General features: G+C 72.7%; 1 protein-coding gene. It reads right to left on the reverse strand.

The genetic code is table 11. From position 1 onward, the window contains the following. Positions 1–56: 56 nt before the first annotated feature. Positions 57–23,399 carry a type I polyketide synthase gene (locus tag IE241_RS09730; RefSeq protein ID WP_190021271.1) on the reverse strand — a complete coding sequence of 7,781 codons (23,343 nt, stop codon included), beginning with the start codon at positions 23,397–23,399 and terminating at the stop codon, positions 57–59. Positions 23,400–23,485 lie beyond the last annotated feature (86 nt).

Consider the following 23,485-nt stretch of genomic DNA (forward strand, 5'->3'; position numbering starts at 1 on the left):
AAGACTTACCGGAATTCGACAAGGGGGTCACCGGGGACGCACCGGAACCGAAACGGTCAGGAGATCCCGAATTCCTTGCCGAGCAGATCGAATACTTCGTCGTCCGTGGCCGATTCCAGATCGCTGCCCGTTCCAGTGCCTTCCGGTACCGGCGGCTTGCCGGATTCACCGGCAATCGCCAATACAGCCTGGAGCTTTGACAGGATCCGGTCGCGAGCTTCACTCTCTGACAACTTCGTGACCAATTCTTGTTCGACCCTGTCCAGGTCAGCAAGTAGGGAATCCACTAGGGCTGGTTCAGCGGCCCCGGCCGTCTCCGTGAGCACGTGACGGGCGAGGAGAGCGGGCGTCGGATAGTCGAAGACCAGGGTCGCGGGGAGCCGCAGCCCGGTCGCCTTGTTCAGCCGGTTGCGCAGTTCCACGGCCGTCAGGGAGTCGAATCCCAGGTCCTGGAAGGCGTGTTCCGGCCGGACCGCGTGGGCCGACGCGTGTCCCAGGACCGCGGCCACCTCGGCCCGGACCAGGTCCTCGACCGCCTTGTCCCGCTCGGCTTCCGGCAGCCCCTCCAGGCGTTCGGCCAGCGAGGATACGGAGGGCACGGCGGCGGCCTGCGCGGTCCTCCGGGCCGCGGCCGGTACGAGAGCGCGCAACACCGCCGGCGCTTCACCGGTGCGCAGCGCACCGGTGTCGATCCGGACCGGGGCGAGCATCGCCGCGTCCGAAGCCAGTGCCGCGTCGAACAGCCGCAGCCCCTCCTCCGGCGGCAGCGGCAGCACGCCGCTGCGCGCCATCCGCGCCCGGTCGGCCTCGGCGAGGCCGTCCGTCATCGCGCCGGACTGCTCCCACACGCCCCACGCCAGCGAAACGGCGGGCAGGCCCTGGGCACGGCGGTACGACGAGAAGGCGTCGAGGAAGGAATTCGCCGCCGCGTAGCTCGCCTGACCGGCGCTGCCGACCATTCCGGCGACGGACGAGAAGAGGACGAAGGCGGCCAGGTCCATTTCCCGGGTGCAGTCGTGCAGGTTCAGCACGGCGTCCACCTTGGGCCGGAACACCTCCCTCATCCTTTCCGGCGTGACCGAGCCGACGACCCCGTCGTCGAGAACACCCGCGGTGTGCACGACGGCCGACAGCGGATGACCGCCGAGCCCGTCCAGCATTCCGGAGACGGCTTCCCGGTCGGCCACGTCGCAGGCCGCCCAGGTGACTTCGGCGCCCCATGCGGCCAGCTCGGCCTCCAGCTCGGCCGCACCGGGCGCCTCCGCGCCCCGGCGGCTCGCCAGCAGGAGCCGGCGCACCTTGTGCTCCGACACCAGGTGCCGGGCGACCAGCGCACCCAGCGACCCGGAAGCACCGGTCACGAGGACGGTGCCGTCGGCGAGGCCCGGCATCTCTCCGCCGTCGGTGACGGCCCCCGCGGCCTTCGTCAGGCGCGGTACGAACACGTCCTGGCCGCGCACCGCGAACTGCGGCTCACCGGAAGCAACCGCGGCGGGCAGCACACGGACGGCCTCGTCGATGTCCTCGGCCTCCACCAGCACGATCCGGTCCGGGTTCTCCGACTGCGCCGACCGTACGAGCCCCCACACCGCAGCATGAGCCAGATCGCCGGGACGGGTCACCAGCACCAGCCGCGCCGGACGCTCCTCCGCCAGCCACCACTGCACCAGCTCCAGAACCTCACTCGCTATGGCGTGCACCTGCTCGGCGGTGTGCGTACCGGACGCGGACGCTGCCGGGCACGGCACGACCGCGACGTCGGGAAGGGCCGGTTCGGCGGACAGAGCAGCCAGGTCCGCGTAACTCCGTACGTCGAGCCCGGCGGCAGGCTCAGTGAGAGCCACCGGCTGCCAGGCGAGACCGAACAGCGAGTCGTCGGCACGCCCGCCGGCGCCGCCCGCCTTGAGCAGCTGCTCCCGCGACACCGGGCGCAGCGACAGCGAGCCGGCCGTGGCCACCAGGCCACCGGCGGCATCGGACACGGTCAGCGACACCGCGTCGGTGCCCGTCCGCGAGATCCTGACCCGCAGCGCCGTCGCCCGGGCGGCCCGCACACCCACCCCGGACCAGGCGAAGGGCAGCAGCGGCCCGTCGCCGACAGGGACGAGCCCGCCCGCGCCGATCGCATGGAGCGCCGCGTCCAGCAGCGCCGGATGCAGGGCGAACGCGCCCGCTTCCGTGCCCTCGGGCAGGGCGACCTCGGCGAGGACGTCGTCCCCGCTGCGCCACACCGACCGCAGACCCCGGAAGACCGGGCCGTAGCCCAGGCCGAGTTCGGCCAGGCCCTCGTAGAACCCCGTCAGATCGACGGCCTCCGCGCCCGCCGGCGGCCACGCACCGACGTCCGCACCGTGCGGCGGCTCGGACAGTGCATCCGTGAGGAAGCCGACCGCGTGCCGCACCCACGGCGCCTCGTCCGGAGCGTCCTCCAGCCGCGAGTGCACGCTCAGCGCGCGCCGGCCCGGCTCCTCTTCCTCGGCCCCGACCCACACCTGCACGGCCACACCGCCGCGCTCCGGGACGATCAGCGGCGCTTCCAGCGTCAGATCCTCGATCTGCGCGCAACCGGCCTCGTCGCCCGCACGCACCGCCAGCTCCACGAGCGCGGTACCCGGCAGCAGCACGCTGCCCATGACCGTGTGGTCGGCGAGCCAGGGGTGGGTCTTGAGCGAGAGCCGCCCGGTGACCAGGAACCCGCCGGCGCCCGGCAGCGCGACCGCCGCACCCGCCAAGGGGTGCTCGGCCGCACCCAGCCCGAGCCCGGTGGCAGCAGCACTGCCGGTGAACTCCTCGGGGGCTTCGAGCCAGAAGCGCTCGTACTGGAAGGCGTACGTGGGCAGCTCGACGCGGCGGGCATCCGGGAAGAACGCCTGCCAGTCCGGGGATACGCCGTACGTGTGCAGTTCGGCGAGCGCGGTGACGACGGCCTGCGGCTCGGGACGATCGGCCCGTACGACCGGGATCGTGGCCGCGCCGCCGTCGAGGCAGCCCTGAGTGAGGGCGCTCAGGACGCCGCCGGGGCCGATCTCCACGAAGGTCGTCACACCCAGCTCGTGCAGGGTCTGCACACCGTCGGCAAAGCGCACCGCCTCGCGGACGTGACGGACCCAGTACTCGGAGGTGTACGGCTCCGCCAGGCGGCCGGTGAGGTTGGAGACCACCGGGATCCGCGGCTCCCTGAAGGCCAGCCCGCCTACGACCTCGGCGAAGTCGGCCAGCATCGGGTCCATCAGCGGCGAGTGGAAGGCATGGCTCACCTTCAGCCGGGAGGTCTTGCGGCCCTGCTGCTTGAAGACCTCGGCGATCGCGGTCACCGCGTCCTCGGCGCCGGAGACCACGAGCGACTGCGGGCCATTGATCGCCGCAATGCCGACCTCGTCGGTCAGATGCGGCAGCACCTCGTCCTCAGCGGCCTGAACGGCGACCATCGCACCGCCGACCGGCAGCGCCTGCATCAACACGGCACGGGCGGACACCAGCTTCGCGGCGTCCTCCAGGGACAGCACTCCGGCCACATGCGCGGCCGCGATCTCCCCCACGGAGTGACCGGCCACGTAGTCGGGCCGGATCCCCCACGATTCGAGGAGGCGGAACAGCGCCACCTCGACCGCGAAGAGCGCGGGCTGGGTGCACCCGGTCTGGTGCAACTCCTCCGACTCGACGTCCACCGGCGCATCCAGAAGCGCACACGCCTCGTCGTATGCCGCAGCAAAGACGGGGTACGTCGCGTACAGCTCACGCCCCATCCCGATCCGCTGCGAACCCTGACCCGAGAACAGGAACCCGACCTTGCCCCCGGTGCCCGGCTCACCCGTGACCACCCGGGCGGACGGGGATCCTGCGGCCAGCGCACGGAGCCCTGCCAGGAGTTCGTCCCGGCTCTCCCCCACGACGGCGGCTCGGTGTTCCATGGCCGAGCGTGTGGTGGCGAGCGAGAAGCCGATGTCGGCCGGCTGCAGATCCGTAGCCGCGTCCGAGAGGGACAGCAGGCGTTCCGCCTGAGCCCGCAGCGCCGCTTCGGTCCTGCCTGACAGCACCCACGGCACCACCACGTCCAAGACCGGAGCCGGGGAGGGCTCGGCCACGGCAGGCGCCTGCTCGACGATCACGTGGGCGTTGGTGCCGCTGATGCCGAAGGACGACACAGCTGCTCGCCGCGGCAGGTCACCAGCAGGCCACTCGACCGCCTCGGTCAGCAGCCGCACCGCGCCCGCCGACCAGTCCACATGCGGCGTCGGCTCGTCCACGTGCAAGGTCTGTGGCAGCACACCGTGGCGCATCGCCATGACCATCTTGATCACGCCGCCGACACCCGCAGCAGCCTGCGCATGACCGATGTTCGACTTGAGCGACCCCAGCCACAGCGGCCGGTCGCCGTCCCGCTCCTGGCCGTACGTGGCGATCAGCGCCTGGGCCTCGATCGGGTCGCCGAGCCGCGTGCCCGTGCCGTGCGCTTCGACCGCGTCGACCTGGTCCGAGGACACACCGGCGTTCGCCAGCGCCTGCCGGATCACCCGCTGCTGCGCCGGACCGTTCGGGGCCGTCAGACCGTTGGACGCACCGTCCTGGTTCACCGCGGTACCGCGAACCACCGCCAGCACCTGGTGCCCGTTCCGCCGGGCGTCCGACAGTCGCTCCACGAGCAGCATGCCCGCGCCCTCGGCCCAGCCCGTCCCGTCCGCACCCGCGGCGAACGCCTTGCACCGGCCATCGGCCGACAGGCCGCGCTGACGGCTGAACTCCACGAACGTCGAGGGAGTCGCCATGACCGTGACACCGCCGACGAGGGCCATCGAGCACTCGCCGGTGCGCAGCGCCTGGGTCGCCAGGTGCAGCGCCACGAGCGAGGACGAGCAGGCCGTGTCGACCGTCACCGCCGGGCCTTCGAGGCCGAAGGTGTACGAGACGCGGCCCGAAGCGATGCTGCCCGCGCTGCCGCTGCCCAGGTAGGCGTCCATGCCCTCCGGGGCCGTCTTCACCCGCCCGCCGTAGTCGTGGTACATCACGCCGGCGAAGACGCCGGTCCTGCTGCCGCGCACCGAGGCCGGGTCGATACCGGCCCGCTCGAACGCCTCCCACGACGTCTCCAGCAGCAACCGCTGCTGCGGGTCCATCGCCAGCGCCTCACGCGGCGAGATCCCGAAGAAGGCGGGGTCGAACTCGGCCGCCTCGTGGAGGAAGCCGCCGTGGCGCACGGAGGACTTGCCGGAGCGGTCGGGGTCGGGGTCGTAGAGGTTCTCGACGTCCCAGCCGCGGTCCTCGGGGAAGCCGGAGATCGCGTCGCCGCCGGACGCGACGAGGCGCCACAGGTCTTCGGGCGACCGTACGTCACCGGGGAAACGGCAGGCCATGCCCACGATCGCGATCGGCTCGTCCGTCCCGGCGACCGCAGCGACCGCGGCCTCGGACTGCTCCTGGACGCCCAGCGTCTCGGCCAGCAGGAAGCGGGAGAGCGCGGCGGGCGTCGGGTGGTCGAAGACCATGGTCGCGGGGAGGCGCAGCCCGGTCGCCGCGTTCAGGCGGTTCCGCAGCTCGACCGAGGTGAGCGAGTCGAACCCGGCGTCCTGGAAGGCGTGTTCGGGCTGAACCGCCTGGACCGAGGTGTGCCCGAGGACTGCTGCGACCTCGGTACGGACCAGGTCCAGCACCACCTGCTCGCGCTCGGCCTCCGGCAGCCCGGCCAGCCGCTGACCCAGCGATCCCTTCGGTGCGGCCTGCGCGGCGCGCCGGGCGGTGCCGCGTACGGGGCCGCGCAGCCCTCGCAGTACCGGAGGCACCGTGCCCTGCAGGCCACCGAGGTCCAGCCGCAGCGGGGCGACGGTCGCCCGGTCCAGGGCCAGCGCCGCGTCGAAGAGCCGCAGGCCCTCGTCGACGGCTATCGGGGCCAGGCCCACCCGCTTGAGCCGGGTGAGGTCCGCCTGGTCGAGCCGGTCGGCCATGCCGCTGCCCTGCTCCCACAGACCCCACGCCAGTGAGGTCGCGGGGAGGCCCTGGGCGCGGCGGGCTTCGGCGAAGGCGTCGAGGAAGGTGTTCGCCGCCGCGTAGTTGCCCTGTCCGGCGCTGCCCAGGATCCCGGACACCGACGAGAAGACCACGAACGCCGACAGGTCGCTCGTCAGCTCGTGGAGGTTCAGCACGGCGTCGACCTTCGGGCGCAGCACCGCGTCCATGCGCTCCGGGGTCAGCGCGGCGATCACGCCGTCGTCGAGGACGCCGGCCGTGTGCACCACGGCCGTCACCGGCGCCCCGGCCAGCACGTCGGCGAGGGCGTCCCGGTCGGCCGCGTCGCAGGCCGCCCAGCGCACCTCGGCACCCCATGCGGCCAGCTCGGCCTCCAGCTCGACCGCGCCGGGCGCCTCCGCGCCTCGCCGGCTGAGCAGCAGCAGGCTGCGGACACCGTGAGCGGCGACCAGGTGCCGGGCGACGAGCCCGCCCAGCGCACCGGACGCGCCGGTCAGCAGGACGGGGCCGGCGCCGAAGTCCGGCGTACCGACGTCCGTCCCGGTCCCGGTGGTCTTCGTCAGGCGCGGTACGAACACGTCCTGGCCGCGCACCGCGAACTGCGGCTCACCGGAAGCGACCGCGGCAGGCAGCACGCGAAGTGCCTCCTCGGTGTCCTCGGCCTCCACCAGCACGATCCGGTCCGGGTTCTCCGACTGCGCAGACCGTACGAGCCCCCACACCGCAGCGTGAGCCAGATCGCCGGGGCGGGTCACCAGCGCCAGACGCGCCGGACGATCCTCCGCCAGCCACCACTGCACCAGCTCCAGCACGGCATGGGTGACTTCGCGGACCCGGGCGGCAATGTCCTCACCGGTCCCTGCCGGGCACGGCACGGCAACGACGTCCGGTGCCCCTTCCGGCTCCGGCTCCGACTCCGATTCCCGCAGTGCGTCGAAGTCCGCGACGGACTCGATCACCAGCGCGTCGGAGTCGGATACGGCGGGCAGCGTGAACGGCGTCCACTCCAGCCCGAACAGCGGGTCGCCGTCACCGGCCCCGCGCAGTTGCTCCGCCGACACGGCCCGCAGCGACAGCGACTCGACCGAGGCCACCGGATCACCGGCGCCATCGACCACGGCCAGCGTCACCGAACCGGTGCCCGTCCGCGACAGCTTCACCCGCACCATGGCCGCACCGGCCGCCTGAAGAGCGACACCGGACCATGCGAACGGCAGGACCGGCCCGTCATCCAGCGAGACCAGCCCGCCCGCGGCCAGAGCGTGCAGAGCAGCGTCCAGCAGCGCCGGGTGCAGGGCAAACGTGCCCGCTTCCGTGCTCTCGGGCAGGACGACCTCGGCGAAGACGTCCTCCCCGCTGCGCCACACCGACCGCAGGCCCTGGAAGACAGGGCCGTACTCCAGGCCCGCAGCAGCCATGTCCGCGTAGAACGCGGTCAGGTCGACGGTCTCCGCGTGTACGGGCGGCCAGGCGCCGACGTCCGCAGCGGGCGGCGCCTCGGCCGAGGACAGCACACCCGTCGCGTGCCGCACCCAGGAACCGTCTTCAACGCGCGAGTGCACGCTCAGCTGCCGCCGGCCGGACTCGTCCTCCGAGCCGAGCGCCACCTGAAGAGTGACGGCGCCGCGCTCGGGCACGACCAAGGGCAGTTCCAGCGTGAGGTCCTCGATCCATCCGCAGCCGGCCTCGTCGCCCGCCCGGACCGCCAGCTCGACGAACGCGCTGCCGGGCAGCAGAACGGTCCCGTTCACGGCATGGTCGGAGAGCCACGGGTGGCTTTCGAGAGAGAGCAGCCCGGTGAGCAGGAACCCGTCGCTGTCGGCGGTCGCGATCGCGGCACCGAGCAGCGGGTGGTCCGCCGCCCCCAGACCGGCCGCCCGGACGTCACCGGGGGTCTGGGGTACGTCAAGCCAGTAGCGCTCGCGCTGGAAGGCGTACGTGGGCAGGTCGACGCGGCGGGCGCCGGGGAAGAGCGCCTGCCAGTCCGGGGAGACGCCGTGGGTGTGGAGCTGACCGACGGCGGCGACGATCGCGTACGGCTCGGGACGGTCGGCACGCAGAGCGGGGACCGTGACGACGTCATCGCCTTCGTCGTCCAGGCAACCCTGGGTAAGGGCACTCAGCACGCCACCCGGGCCGATCTCCACGAACGTCGTGACGCCGAGCTCGTGCAGGGTCTGCACGCCGTCGGCGAAGCGGACGGCCTCGCGGACGTGACGGACCCAGTACTCGGGGGTATACGGCTCAGCCAGGCGGCCGGTCAGGTTGGAGACCACCGGGATCCGCGGCTCGCTGAAGGTCAGTCCGCGGACTACGTCGGCGAACTCCTCCAGCATCGGGTCCATCAGCGGCGAGTGGAACGCGTGACTGACCTTCAGGCGGGACGTCTTGCGGCCCTGCAGCTTGAAGACCTCAGCGATCGCGGTGACCGCTTCCTCGGCACCGGAGATCACCACCGACTGCGGACCGTTGATCGCCGCAATGCCGACATGCTCGCTCAGGTGCGGCAGCACTTCATCCTCAGTGGCCTGAACCGCCACCATCGCACCACCGGTCGGCAGCGCCTGCATCAACGCAGCACGCGCCGACACCAACTTCGCCGCATCCTGCAGCGACAGCACCCCAGCCACATGAGCAGCCGCAATCTCGCCCACGGAGTGACCCGCCACGTAATCCGGCCGCACACCCCACGACTCCAGCAGCCGGAACAGCGCCACCTCAACCGCGAACAACGCAGGCTGCGTCAACCCCGTCTGGTGCAACTCCTCAGAGCCGACATCCACCGGCGCATCCAGAAGCGCACACACCTCGTCATAAGCCGCAGCAAAGACGGGGTACGCCGCATACAGCTCGCGGCCCATCCCCAGCCGCTGCGACCCCTGACCCGAGAACAAGAACCCGACCTTGCCCCCGAGGGCACCGCCCACCGGAGTAGCACCCGAGGCGACCGCCTCCAGCCCCTCGCGGATCTCGGCGAGGTCCCCGCCCACGATCGCCGCGCGGCGCTCCAGCACCGCACGCGACGTGGCCAGCGAGAAGCCCACATCGGCCGACCGGACCCCGGCACCCTCCGCATCCAGGAAGGACAGCAGCCGCCCCGCCTGATCCCGCAGCGCCGCCTCACTCTTCGCCGACAACACCCACGGCACCACGGCACCCGAGGTCGGGGACGGCGTCGGCTCGGCCGTGGCAGGCGCCTGCTCAACGATCACGTGCGCATTCGTACCGCTCACACCGAACGAGGACACTGCCGCCCGCCGCGGCGCGTCGCCCTCAGGCCACTCCACCGCCTCGGTCAGCAGCCGCACCTCACCCGCCGACCAGTCCACGTGCGGCGTCGGCTCGTCCACGTGCAAGGTCTGTGGCAGCACACCGTGCTGCATCGCCATGACCATCTTGATCACGCCGCCGACACCCGCAGCCGCCTGCGAGTGACCGATGTTGGACTTGAGCGACCCCAGCCACAGCGGCCGGTCCTCCGGCCGCTCCTGGCCGTACGTCGCAAGCAGCGCCTGCGCCTCGATCGGGTCGCCCAGCTTCGTACCCGTACCGTGCGCTTCGACCGCGTCGACCTGGTCCGAGGACACACCGGCGTTCGCCAGCGCCTGCCGGATCACCCGCTGCTGCGCCGGACCGTTCGGAGCGGTCAGACCGTTGGACGCACCGTCCTGATTCACCGCAGTACCGCGAACCACCGCCAGCACCCGGTGCCCGTTGCGCCGGGCATCGGACAGACGCTCCACGAGCAGCATGCCCGCGCCCTCGGCCCAACCCGTCCCGTCCGCACCGGCCCCGAACGCCTTGCACCGCCCGTCGGCCGACAGGCCGCGCTGACGGCTGAACTCCACGAACACGGACGGGCCGGCCATCACCGTGACACCGCCGACGAGGGCCATCGAGCACTCGCCGCTCCTCAGTGCCTGGGTCGCCAGGTGCAGCGCCACCAGGGACGACGAGCAGGCCGTGTCGACCGTCACCGCAGGACCCTCAAGCCCGAAGGTGTACGAGACGCGCCCCGAAGCGACGCTGCCCGCACTGCCGTTGACGAGGTAGCCCTCAAGGCCCGCCGGCGAGGTGTGCACGCGCCCGCCGTAGTCGTGGTACATGACGCCGGCGAAGACGCCGGTCCTGCTGCCGCGCACCGAGGCCGGGTCGATACCGGCCCGCTCGAACGCCTCCCACGACGTCTCCAGCAGCAACCGCTGCTGCGGATCCATCGCCAGCGCCTCACGCGGCGAGATCCCGAAGAACTCGGCGTCGAAGTCCGCCGCGTCGTGCAGGAAGCCGCCTTCCCGGGTGTAGCTGGTGCCCCACTGGTCGGGGTCCGGGTCGTAGAGCTTCTCGACGTCCCAGCCGCGGTTCTCGGGGAAGCCCGACACCGCGTCGCGGCCGGAGAACACCAGCTGCCACAGGTCTTCGGGGGACTGCACGCCACCGGGGTAGCGGCAGGCCATGCCCACGATCGCGATCGGCTCGTCCGCCGCGCCGCCAGCCGTGGAGACGGTCGTCATCGCGGTCGCCGGCGCGGTCGCCGCCGCGCCGGAGCCCGCGGCTTCGGCGGTGAGGAAGCGGGCGAGGGTGAGCGGGTTCGGGTAGTCGAAGATCAGTGTGGCGGGCAGGCGCATGCCGACGGCCTCGTTGAGCCGGTTGCGCAGTTCGACGGCGGTCAGCGAATCGAACCCGATGTCCTTGAACGAGTCGTCCGCGCCGACCGCCTGTGCGCCGGCGTGCCCGAGCACGGTGGCGACCTCGGTACGCACCAGGTCCAGCACCACCTGCTCGCGCTCGGCCTCCGGCAGCCCGGCCAGCCGCTGACCCAGCGATCCCTTCGGTGCGGCCTGCGCCGCCGATGCCGCGCGCCGGACCGGCGCGACCCGGACCAGGCCGCGGAGGACCGCCGGTACGGGCTGCCCCTGTCCGTCGCGGAAGGCGGAGGTGTCGAGCCGGATCGGGACGACGGCCGCCCGCCCGGTGGCCAGGGCCGCGTCGAACATCCGCAGGCCGTCCGCCGGCGGGATCGCGGCGAGACCCATGCGCTTGATGCGCGTGAGATCGGTGTGATCGAGGCTGCCGGTCATCGCACTCTCGCTGTCCTGCGCCCACAGGCCCCACGCCAGCGAGGTGGCGGGCAGGCCCTGGGCACGACGGTGCTCGGCGAGGGCGTCGAGGAAGGTGTTGGCGGCGGCGTAGTTCCCCTGGCCCGGCGTGCCGAGGGTGCCCGCCACGGAGGAGAAGAGCACGAACGCGGACAGGTCGCCGGACAGCTCACCGGCCAGTTCGTGCAGGTTCAGCGCCGCGTCCACCTTGGGGCGGAACACGCCGTCCAGCCGCTCGGGCGTCAGCGAACCGATGATTCCGTCGTCCAGGACGCCGGCGGTGTGGATGATCGCGGACAGGCTCCGCCCGGCCAGGAGTTCGCGGACGGCGTCGCGGTCGGCCACGTCGCAGGCGGCCCAGGTGACCTGGGCACCCTGCGCGGTCAGGTCGGCGGCGAGCTCGGCCGCACCGGGTGCGTCCCCACCGCGGCGGCTGACGAGCAGCAGGCTGCGGACACCGTGCTCGGCGACCAGGTGCCGGGCGAACAATCCGCCCAGCCCGCCCGACGCGCCGGTCAGCAGAACGGTGCCGGAACCGAGATCCGGGAGCTCCGTCTCCGTGTCCGGCGCGGCGATGCGCACCAGCCTCGGCACCAGGACCTCACCCGCGCGCACCGCGGCCTGCGGCTCACCGGAGGCGATCAGGGCGGGCAGCAGCCCGGCGAGACCTGCGTCGGAATCGGGTGCGCCATCGGTCTCGACCAGCACGATCCGGTCGGGGTTCTCGCTCTGCGCCGACCGCACCAGTCCACGGACCGCCGACTGGGCGAGGTCTCCCGTACGCATCACCAGCACCAGCCGCGACGGGCGTTCCTCGGCCAGCCACCACTGCACCAGCTCCAGCACGGCATTGCCGACCTCGCGGACCCGGGCGGCGGTGTCCGTACCGGCCCCGGGCGGGCACGGCACGACCACGGCGTCAGTACCGGCGTCCGGCAGCGCGCCTGCGGCCCGCAGCGCGGCGAGGTCGTCGTACGTGTCGATCCTCATGCCGTCCGGCGCAGGCGGCAGGCTGACCGGTGTCCACTCCAGGCCGAAGACCGAGTCGCCGCCACCGGTACCGGCGCGCAGCTGGTCGGCGGGGACCGGGCGCAGCGTCAGGGAATCGATCTGTGCGACGGGCTCGCCGGTGCCGTCGGCCAGCACCAGCGACACCGTGGAGGTGCCGACGCCGGGGCCGGTGCCGGCCCGCGAGACCTTCACCCGCAGGACGGAGGCCCCGGCGGCCGCCAGGCGTACGCCGCTCCAGGCGAACGGCAGCAGCCCGTTCCCCGTCCCGGCCTCGGGCTCGACAGCCCCCAGCCAGACGGTGTGCAGGGCCGCGTCGAACAGCGCGGGGTGCAGACCGTACGCACTCGCGTTCGTCTGCTCCGAGCCGGGCAGTTCCACCTCGGCGAAGAAGTCGTCCCCGCTCCGCCAGGCGGCAAGCAGCCCCTGGAAGACGGGGCCGTAGTCCAGCGCCATGCCCGCGAGGCGGTCGTAGAAGCCGTCGACGTCGACCGGCTCTGCGCCCGCGGGCGGCCATGCGGCGAGCGAAGCTTCCACCGGGCCCGGGGCGACGGCCAGGAAGCCGGACGCGTGCCGGACCCATGTCCGCTCGGACTCGTCCTCCTGCGCGTACGCGTCCCCGTCGTCGATCCGCGAGTGCACGGTCAGCGACCTGCGTCCGGAGCCGTCGTCGGCGCCGACGCGCACCTGCAGGGCGACGCCGCCGCGCGCGGGCACGAGCAGCGGTGTCTCCAGCGTCAGCTCTTCCAGCAGGTCGCAGCCCACGGCGTCGGCAGCGGTGATCGCCAGCTCGACGAACGCGGTTCCCGGCAGCAGGACGACCCCGTTCACGGCGTGATCCACCAGCCACGGGTGCGTGTGCGCCGAGAGCCGCCCGGTGAGCAGGTGCCCGTCGCCGTCGGCCAGCGGCACGGCCGCACCGAGTAGCGGGTGACCGGCCTCGCCCTGGCCCACCGCACGCATGTCACCGGCGGAGGCCGGGGCGTCGAGCCAGTAGCGCTCGCGCTGGAAGGCGTACGTGGGCAGGGCGATGCGCCGGGCGCCGGGGAAGAAGGCGTGCCAGTCCACTTCGACGCCGCCGACGTGCAGCTGGGCGTACGCGGTGGTGATCGCCTGCGGCTCGGGGCGGTCGGCGCGGAGGACGGGGATGGTGGCGACGTCATCGCCTGCGTCGTCGAGGCAGCCCTGGGCGAGGGCGCTCAGGACGCCGCCGGGCCCGATCTCCACGAAGGTGGTGACGCCCAGCTCGTGCAGGGTCCGGACACCGTCGGCGAAGCGGACGGCCTCGCGGACGTGCCGGACCCAGTACTCGGGGGTATACGGCTCAGCCAGGCGGCCGGTGAGGGTAGAGACCACCGGAACCTGCGGTTCGCTGAAGGTCAGGCCGCGCACAACCTGCGCGAAGTCCTCCAGCATGGGGTCCATCAGCGGCGAGTGGAAGGCGTGGCTGACCTTCAGGCGGGACGTCTTGCGGCCCTGCTGCTTGAAGACCTCAGCGATCGCGGTGACCGCTTCCTCGGCACCGGAGATCACCACAGACTGCGGACCGTTGATCGCCGCAATGCCGACATGCTCGGTCAGGTGCGGCAGAACTTCGTCCTCGGTGGCCTGAACCGCCACCATCGCACCACCGGTCGGCAGCGCCTGCATCAACGCAGCACGGGCGGACACCAACTTCGCCGCATCCCGCAAAGACAGCACACCCGCCACATGAGCAGCCGCAATCTCGCCCACGGAGTGGCCGGCCACGTAATCCGGCCGCACACCCCACGACTCCAGCAGCCGGAACAGCGCCACCTCAACCGCGAACAACGCAGGCTGCGTCAACCCCGTCTGGTGCAACTCCTCAGAGCCGACATCCACCGGCGCATCCAGAAGCGCACACACCTCGTCATAAGCAGCAGCAAAGACAGGGTACGCCGCGTACAGCTCACGCCCCATCCCCAGCCGCTGCGACCCCTGACCCGAGAACAGGAACCCGACCTTGTCCGTCGAGTGGGCGCGCCCCGCAACGACGTTGGCCGCCGCTTCTCCCGCTGCCAGGGCCTCCAGCCCCGCCCGCAGTTCGGCCACGTCGGTGCCGATCACCGCGGCCCGGTGCTCCAGTGCCGATCGCGTCGTGGCCGACGAGAATCCGGTGTCGACCGGCGACACGCTGTCGGCGGCTGCGTAGGCCAGCAGGCGCTCGGCCTGTGCCCGCAGCGCCGCCTCGCTCTTCGCCGACAGCACCCATGGCACGGGCACCGGGCGGTGTTCCCCGGCCGGCTCGGCCTCGGCCTCCGCGGGCGCCTCCTCGATGATCGTGTGCGCGTTGGTGCCACCGATGCCGAAGGACGACACCGCGGCCCGGCGCGGCATGCCGCCCGCAGCCGCAGGCCACTCCACCGCCTCGGTCAGCAGCCGCACCGCGCCCGCCGACCAGTCCACGTGCGCGGTCGGCTCGTCGACGTGCAGCGTCTGCGGCAGCATGCCGTGCTGCATCGCCAGCACCATCTTGATCACACCGGCGACACCCGCCGCAGCCTGCGTGTGACCGATGTTGGACTTGACCGAGCCCAGCCACACCGGCCGGTCGTCGGAGTGCTCCTGACCGTACGTCGCAAGCAGCGCCTGCGCCTCGATCGGGTCGCCCAGCTTCGTACCCGTGCCATGCGCCTCGACCGCGTCCACGTCGGCCGGGGTGAGCCCGGCCGAGGCCAGGGCCTGCCGGATGACGCGCTGCTGCGAGGGGCCGTTGGGGGCGGTCAGACCGTTGGACGCACCGTCCTGGTTGACCGCGGAGCCGCGCACGACCGCCAGCACCTGATGTCCGTGGCGCCGGGCGTCGGACAACCGCTCCACCAGCAGCAGGCCGACGCCTTCGCCCCACCCGGTGCCGTCGGCACCGGCCGCGAACGCCTTGCAGCGCCCGTCCGGCGACAGACCCCGCTGCCGGCTGAACTCCACGAAGAGGTCCGGCGTGGTCATGACGGTGACACCGCCGACCAGGGCCATGGTGCACTCGCCGCTCCGCAGTGCCTGCGCGGCGAGGTGGAGGGCCACGAGCGAGGACGAGCACGCCGTGTCGACGGTGACCGCCGGGCCTTCGAGGCCGAACGTGTACGAGATGCGGCCGGAGACGACCGACGCCGCCTTGCCGGTGAGCGCGTACCCCTCGATCTCCTCGGGTGCGTTGCGCAGCCCGTTGGCGTAGTCCTGGCCGTTGGTGCCGATGAAGACACCGGTCCGGCTGGCGCGGACGGACGCGGGGGCGATGCCGGCGCGCTCGAACGCCTCCCACGCGGTCTCCAGGAGCAGGCGCTGCTGCGGGTCCATCGCCAGCGCCTCGCGCGGCGAGATCCCGAAGAGGCCGGCGTCGAAGCGGTCGGCGCCGTCGATGAAGGCACCGTCACGCGCGTACGTCCGGCCGGACCGGTCGGGGTCGGGGTCGTAGAGCGAGTCGATATCCCAGCCGCGGTCGGTGGGGAAGCCGGAGACCGCGTCGCGGCCGGAGCGCAGCAGCTCCCACATGTCCTCCGGCGACTGGACGCCGCCCGGGAAGCGGCAGCTCATGCTGACGATCGCAAGGGGCTCGTCGGTCGCGGCGGCAGTCGTCGCCTGCGCGGCCTCCGCCTCCAGCCCGTGCCGGCCGAGGAGTTCCTCGCGCAGGTGACGGGCGAGGGCGGCAGGGGTCGGGTGGTCGAAGACGAGAGTGGTGGGCAGCTTGAGGCCGGTGGCCGTGTTGAGCCTGTGGCGCAGTTCGACGGCGGTGAGCGAGTCGAAGCCGGTCTCGCGGAACGTCCGGTCGGCATCGAAGGCGCCCTTGCCCGCGTGACCGAGCACCGTGGCGGCCTGCTCGCGGACCAGGTCCAGCAGGATGCGGTCCTGCTCCCCCGGCGTGCCGCCCAGGAGGCGCTGAACCAGCGCGGACGCTGGCACATCGGTGCTCTGCGCCGCCTGGGCGCGCGCTTCGAGGGCCTGACGGGCCTCGGGCACCCCCTGCAGCAGCGGGCAGGGGCGGGTGCCGGCGAAGGCCGGGACGAAGCGGTCCCAGTCCACGTCCGCGACGGTCACGGAGGTCTCGCCGTGGGTCAGCGCGCCGTGCAGCACGGAGATCGCGGGAAGGGCCGCGATCGCCCGGACGCCGCGCCGCCGCAGGTGGTCGCCGGCCGCGCCGTCGGCCATGCCTCCGTCCGCCCAGGATCCCCACGCGACGGCGAGCGCGGGCAGGCCCTGCGCACGGCGCTGCTCGGCGAGGGCGTCGAGGAAGGCGTTCGCGGCACCGTAGGCGCCCTGGCCGCCGTTGCCCCAGACACCGGTCATCGAGGAGAACATCACGAAGGCGTCGAGGTCGTGACGGCCGTCCTGCGTGAGCTCGTGCAGGTGGAGCGCGGCGTCCGCCTTGGGCCGCAGCACGTGGTGCAGGCGCTCGGGCGTGAGCGATTCGACCAAGCCGTCGTCGAGCACGCCCGCGGTGTGCACCACGGCGTTCACGGTGTGCCGGCCGAGCAGCTCGGCGAGCGCGGTCCGGTCGGCCGCGTCGCACGCGGCGACGGTGACCCGGGCGCCCAGTTCCTCCAGCTCCGCCTTGAGTTCGGCGGCGCCCGGAGCATCGGGGCCCCGGCGGCTGGTGAGCAGCAGGTGTTCGGCTCCGGCGGCGGCGAGCCAGCGGGCCACGTGTCCGCCGAGCGCGCCCGTGCCGCCGGTAACGAGCACGGTGCCGCGTGGCGACCACGGTGCGTCCACCGGTGCGGCGCTCTGCGGCGCGCGCACGAGACGGCGGCCGGACACGCCGGAGGCGCGCACGGCGAGCTGGTCCTCGTCGGCCTGGGTCAGCAGGCCGGCCAGCCGCTCCAGCGAGCGGGAGTCGGGTGCGGCGGGCAGGTCGACCAGGCCACCCCAGCGCTGCGGCTGCTCCAGGGCGACGACGCGGCCCAGGCCCCAGACCTGAGCGGATACGGGGTCGGTGAGCGGGTCGGAGGTGCCGGTGGACACCGCGCCGCTGGTCAGGCACCACAGCGGGGCTTCGATCCCGGCGTCGCCGAGGGCCTGGACGAGGAGGACGAGCCTCTGGAGGGCGTCCGTTCCTGCCGCGGCCCCTGCTTCAGCCCCTGCCGCGGCGAACACGATGCCGTCGACCTGTCCGTGCTCTGCATCGGCCAGGGCCTGGGCCAGGGAGTCGCGGTCGGCATCCTCGTCCACGACGAACGGGACGAGCTCGACACCGAGTTCCGTGAGCCCGGCGTGGATCGACGCGGTCCAAGCGGTCTCCTCGGAGACCACGTAGAGCCAGGTCCCCGCCGGAACGGCGCGCTCGATGTCGCCGAGCGGCTGCCAGGCGATCCGGTAGCGCCAGCCGTCGGCGGTGGACTGCTCGCGCCGCTGCCGGCGCCAGGCGGACAGCTTGGGCGCGACCACGTCCAACTCGTCGGGGGCCAGCCCCAGGAGCGCACCGAGAGAGGCGCGGTCCTCACTCTCGACGGAGTCCCAGAACTCGGCGTCCATCGCCTCCGGGGCGCCGGCGGCTGCCGCCTGAGGCGCATCGAGCCAGTAGCGCTCGCGCTGGAACGCGTACGTGGGCAGGTCGACGCGACGGGCGCCCGGGAACAGCGCCTGCCAGTCCGGGGAGACGCCGTGGGTGTGCAGCTGACCGACGGCGGCGACGATCGCGTACGGCTCCGGACGGTCGGCCCGCAGAGCGGGGACCGTGACGACGGCATCGTCGTCCAGGCAACCCTGGGTAAGGGCACTCAGCACGCCACCCGGGCCGATCTCCACGAACGTCGTCACGCCGAGCTCGTGCAGGGTCTGCACGCCGTCGGCAAAGCGGACGGCCTCGCGGACGTGCCGGACCCAGTACTCGGGCGTGTACGACTCCGCCAGGCGGCCGGTCAGGTTGGACACCACCGGAACCTGCGGCTCATGGAAGGTCAGGCCGCGGACGACCTCCGCGAACTCCTCCAGCATCGGGTCCATCAGCGGCGAGTGGAACGCGTGACTGACCTTCAGACGGGACGTCTTACGGCCCTGCAGCTTGAAGATCTCAGCGATCTCCAGCACGGGACTCTCAGCGCCGGAGATCACCACGGACTGCGGCCCATTGACCGCCGCGATGCCGACCTGCTCGCTCAGGTGCGGCAGCACTTCGTCCTCAGTGGCCTGAACCGCCACCATCGCACCGCCCACCGGCAGCGCCTGCATCAACGCAGCACGCGCCGACACCAACTTCGCCGCATCGCGCAGAGACAGCACACCTGCCACATGAGCAGCCGCAATCTCACCGACGGAGTGGCCGGCCACGTAATCCGGCCGCACACCCCACGACTCCAGCAGCCGGAACAGAGCCACCTCAACCGCGAACAACGCAGGCTGGGTGCACCCGGTCTGGTGAAGCGTTTCAGCATAGACATCGACCGGCGCATCCAGCTCCGCGCACACCCCGTCGTAAGCCGCAGCAAAGACAGGGTAAGCCTCGTACAGCTCACGCCCCATCCCCAGCCGCTGCGACCCCTGACCCGAGAACAAGAACCCGACCTTGCCCCCGAGGGCACCGGCCACCGGAGCAGCACCCGAGGCCACCGCCTCCAGGCCCCGCCGGAACTCGGCAAGGTCCTCACCCACGATCGCCGCACGGCGCTCCAGCACCGCACGCGACGTGGCCAGCGAGAAGCCCACATCAGCCGACCGGACCCCGGCACCCTCGGCACCCTCCGCATCCAGGAAGGACAGCATCCGCCCCGCCTGATCCCGCAGCGCCGCCTCACTCTTCGCCGACAACACCCACGGGACCGGTCCTGCAACGGTCACCTCTCGGGCGGGCTCATCGCTCGTCGCGGCCTGCTCGACGATGACGTGCGCGTTGGTGCCGCTGATGCCGAACGAGGACACCGCGGCCCGGCGCGGCACGTCGCCCGGAGCCGCAGGCCACTCCACCGCCTCGGTCAGCAGCCGTACGCCGCTCGCCGACCAGTCGACGTGCGGGGTCGGCTGGTCGACGTGCAGAGTCTGCGGCAGCACACCATGACGCATCGCCATGACCATCTTGATCACGCCCGCCACACCCGCCGCAGCCTGTGTGTGACCGATGTTGGACTTCAGCGACCCCAGCCACAGCGGCCGGTCGCCGTCCCGCCCCCGGCCGTAGGCGGCGATGAGGGCCTCCGCCTCGATGGGGTCGCCGAGCCGCGTGCCCGTGCCGTGCGCCTCCACCGCGTCGACGTCGCCCGGCGCGAGTCCGGCCGAGGCCAGGGCCTGCCGGATCACCCGCTGCTGCGAAGGGCCGTTCGGCGCCGTGAGTCCGTTCGACGCTCCGTCCTGGTTGACCGCGCTGCCCCGTACGACCGCCAGTACCTGGTGGCCGTTGCGCACGGCGTCGCTGAGGCGCTCCACCAGCAGCATGCCGACGCCCTCGGCCCAGCCGGTGCCGTCCGCGCCGGCCGCGAACGCCTTGCAGCGGCCGTCCGCCGACAGGCCGCGCTGGCGGCTGAACTCCACGAACATGCCGGGCGTGGACATCACGGTCACGCCGCCGGCCAGGGCCATCGTGCACTCGCCGCTGCGCAGCGACTGGATGGCCAGGTGCAGGGCGACGAGCGACGACGAGCACGCCGTGTCCACCGTGACCGCCGGGCCCTCAAGGCCGAACGAGTAGGCCACGCGGCCCGAGGCGACGCTGGTCGTCGTGCCGGTCAGCAGGTAGCCCTCGATGCCGTCGACCGGCTCGTGCAGCCGGGGGCCGTAGTCCTGTGCCGTCGCGCCGATGAACACGCCCGCCCGGCTGCCGCGCAGCGTGGCCGGGTCGATGCCGGCGCGTTCGAAGGCTTCCCACGCGGTTTCCAGGACCAGTCGCTGCTGCGGGTCGATCGCGGCGGCCTCGCGGGGGCTGATGCCGAAGAAGCCGGCGTCGAATTCGGCCGCCTCGTGGAGGAAGCCGCCCTGCCGTGTCGAGGACTTGCCGGGGGTGCCGGGCTCCGGGTCGTAGAGCGCCTCGACGTCCCAGCCTCGGTCCGTCGGGAATCCGGAGACGGCGTCACCGCCGGAGGCGACGAGCCGCCACAGGTCCTCCGGGGACTGCACTCCACCGGGGAGCCTGCAGCTCATGGCCACGATGGCGATGGGCTCGTCGGGGTCGGCGACGGTCCCGGGCAGGGCGACCGCCGCGCCCTCGCCCAGGGCCTCCGCGCCGAGGTGGCGGGCGAGGGCGGCAGGGGTCGGGTGGTCGAACAGCAGCCCGCTGGGCAGGCGCAGTCCGGTGGTCTCGCTGAGCTGGTTGCGCAGTTCCACCGAGCTGAGCGAGTCGAAGCCGAGGTCCTTGAAGGTCCATTCGGCCTGGACCTGGCGGGCTTCGGCGTGTCCGAGGACGGCGGCGATGTGTGCGCGAACCAGGTCGAGCACCGCTTCGTCGCGCTCGGACTCGGGCAGGCCGGCGAGCCGCCGGGCCAGGGCGCCCACGGGCTCGCTCGCCGTCCCGGCGATCGCTTCCCGCGGCGGGACAGCAGGCGCCCAGGAGGAGTCGGCGGAGGCAGAGACAAAGGCGGAGACGGAGCCGGAGCCGGAATCGGAGGACGTGGTGGCACCCTCCAGCCAGTACCGCTGCCGCTCGAACGCGTAGGTGGGGAGCGCGACCTTACGACGCGCGCCCCGCCCGTCGTCGCCGCCGAACAGGGCGGTCCAGTCCGGTTCCACGCCGTGGACGTGCAGCGAGGCGACCGCCGCCAGCAGGGCTTGCGCCTCGGGACGGCGGGCGCGCAGGGCGGGTACGAACAGGGCGTCGCCGTCGGCCCCGGCGCCGGCGCGGGCCATGGAGGTCAGTACGCCGCCGGGGCCGAGCTCCAGGTACGTGCGGACGCCGTGCTCGTCGAGGCGGGCGACGCCGTCGGCGAACCGGACCGCGTCACGGACGTGGCGGACCCAGTAGTCGGCCGTGCTCCCCTCGTACTCCTCCTCGGCGGACAGCCGGCCCGTCACGTTGGACACGATCGGGATGCGCGGGGCGTGGAAGCGCAGGTCTTCGGCCACGCGGCGGAACTCCGCCAGCATGGGTTCCATGTGCGGGGAGTGGAAGGCGTGGCTGACCCGCAGCCGGCTGGTCTTGCGGCCCAGGGCCGCGAAGGCGTCGGCGATCTCGGTGACGAGGTCCTCGTCGCCGGAGACGACGACGGACTCCGGGCCGTTCAGCGCGGCGATGCTCACGCGGTCCGTACGGTCGCCGATGCGGGCACGGACCTCGTCCTCCTCGGCCTGGATCGCGATCATGGCGCCGCCGGCGGGAAGCGCCTGCATCAGGCGGCCGCGCGCAGCGACCAGGGCGCAGGCGTCGGTGAGCGAGAGGACGCCGGCCACGTGCGCGGCGGCGAGTTCGCCGACGGAGTGGCCCATCAGCACGTCGGGGGTGATGCCCCAGCTCTCCAGCAGCCGGAACAGGGCGACCTCGACGGCGAACAGCGAGGTCTGCGTGTAGAGGGTCCGGTCGAGTTCGGCCGCTTCCTCGGAGCCCTCGGGTGCGAACATCACGTCGCGCAGCGGACGCGGCAGCCGGGGGTCGAGGTGTGCGCACACCTCGTCCAGCGCGGCGGCGAACGCCGGGAACGCCTCCGCCAGTTCGCGGCCCATGGCGGCGCGCTGGCTGCCCTGGCCCGAGAAGAGGAAGGCGAGCTTGCCGCGCGGGCGGGTGCGGCCCGTGGTCAGGGCGGCGTCGATGCCGCCGGTGGACAGCTCGCGCAGGGCGCGCAGGAAGTCGTCGCGGTCCTCGCCCACGACGACGGCCCGGTGTTCGAAGGCGGTGCGGCCGGTGGCCAGTGACCAGCCGACGTCGGGCAGGGCGAGGCCGGGGTGCGCCTCGGCGTGCGAGAGCAGGGCGGCGGCCTGGGCGCGCAGCCCGGAGGCGGTCCTGGCGGACAGCGGCCACGGCGTCGGAGCCGGTGCCGTGCCTGTGCTCGCTTCCGCTCCTGCCCTCGCCTCCGTACCCGCACCCGCACCCGCACGGTGTTCCGCCAGCACGATGTGGCAGTTGGTGCCGCCCATGCCGAACGAGCTGACTCCGGCGACCAGCGGGCGGTCGTCCTGGGCATCCTGGGCGTCCTGTGCGTCCCACGTGGCGTGCTCGGTCTGCACCCGGAGGTTCAGCCGTGTCAGCGGGATCGCCGGGTTCGGGGACTCGAAGTTGAGGCTGGCGGGCAGTTCGCGGTGGCGGAGCGCCAGGGCGGCCTTGAGCAGGCCGGTGATGCCGGCGGCGCCCTCCAGGTGGCCGACGTTGGTCTTGGCCGAGCCGACCCGCAGCGGCCGCTCGGGGTCGCGTCCGGCGCCGGCGCCGAGCACCGCGCCGAGCGCGGCCGCCTCGATGGGGTCGCCGACCTTGGTGCCGGTGCCGTGCAGTTCCACGTAGCCGACGTGGGCGGGGTCGACTCCGGCCCGTTCGTAGGCGAGGCGGAGCACCTGTTCCTGTCCGGACTGCAGGGGCACGGTCAGGCCGTCGCCGCCGCCGTCGTTGTTGACGGCGCTGCCGCGGATCACGCAGTAGACCGGGTCTCCGTCCGCGACGGCCTGGGCCAGGGGCTTGAGGACGACGATGCCGCCGCCCTCGCCGCGGACGTAGCCGTTCGCACGGGCGTCGAAGGTGAAGCACCGGCCGTCCGGGGACAGGCCGCCGAACTTGGCGGCGCCCAGGGTGCTTTCGGGGACGATGTTGAGGTTCACGCCGCCCGCGAGCGCGATCGTCGACTCCCCCTTGCGCAGGCTCTCGCAGGCCAGGTGGACGGAGACCAGGGACGAGGACTGGCCGGAGTCCACGGTCATGCTGGGGCCGTTCAGGCCGAGGAAGTACGACACCCGGTTGGCGATGATGCTGCGGTGCAGACCGGTGACGGTGTGCGGGGAGATGGCGGTGAGCCCGGAGCGGTGGTGCAGGGTCGCGTAGTCGTCCCAGATGGCGCCGACGAAGACTCCGGTCCGGGTGGAGCGCAGCGTCCCGGCGCGCACGTGCGCGTCCTCCAGCGCTTCCCAGGCCAGTTCCAGCACGAGCCGCTGCTGCGGGTCCATGGCGGCGGCTTCCTTGGGGGAAAGCCCGAAGAACCCGGCGTCGAAGTGGCCGATGCGGTCGAGGAATCCGCCGCGGCGGATGTCGGTCCTGCCCGGTACGGACGCGTCGGCGTCGGCGACCGCGGCCCCGTCCCACCGGTCCGGGGGGACATCGGTGATCGCGTCCGCACCCTCGCTGAGCAGCCGCCAGAAGGCGGCCGGATCGGCGGCTCCGGGCAGCCGGCAGGCAAGACCGATGACAGCTATGTCATCGGTCCTGACCGCCGAACCGGCGCGATTCCCCGATCCGCCCGATCCGTTGAGCCCGGACTCGACCATATTGCGCTCCACCCACCCACACAGAGAACGAAAAGGCACCACCCCAGCCAGCGACGCATGCGATCGGCTCGACGGATCGGAGGCTC

This window comes from Streptomyces hiroshimensis (assembly GCF_014650335.1).
Taxonomy (GTDB): Bacteria; Actinomycetota; Actinomycetes; order Streptomycetales; family Streptomycetaceae; genus Streptomyces; species Streptomyces hiroshimensis.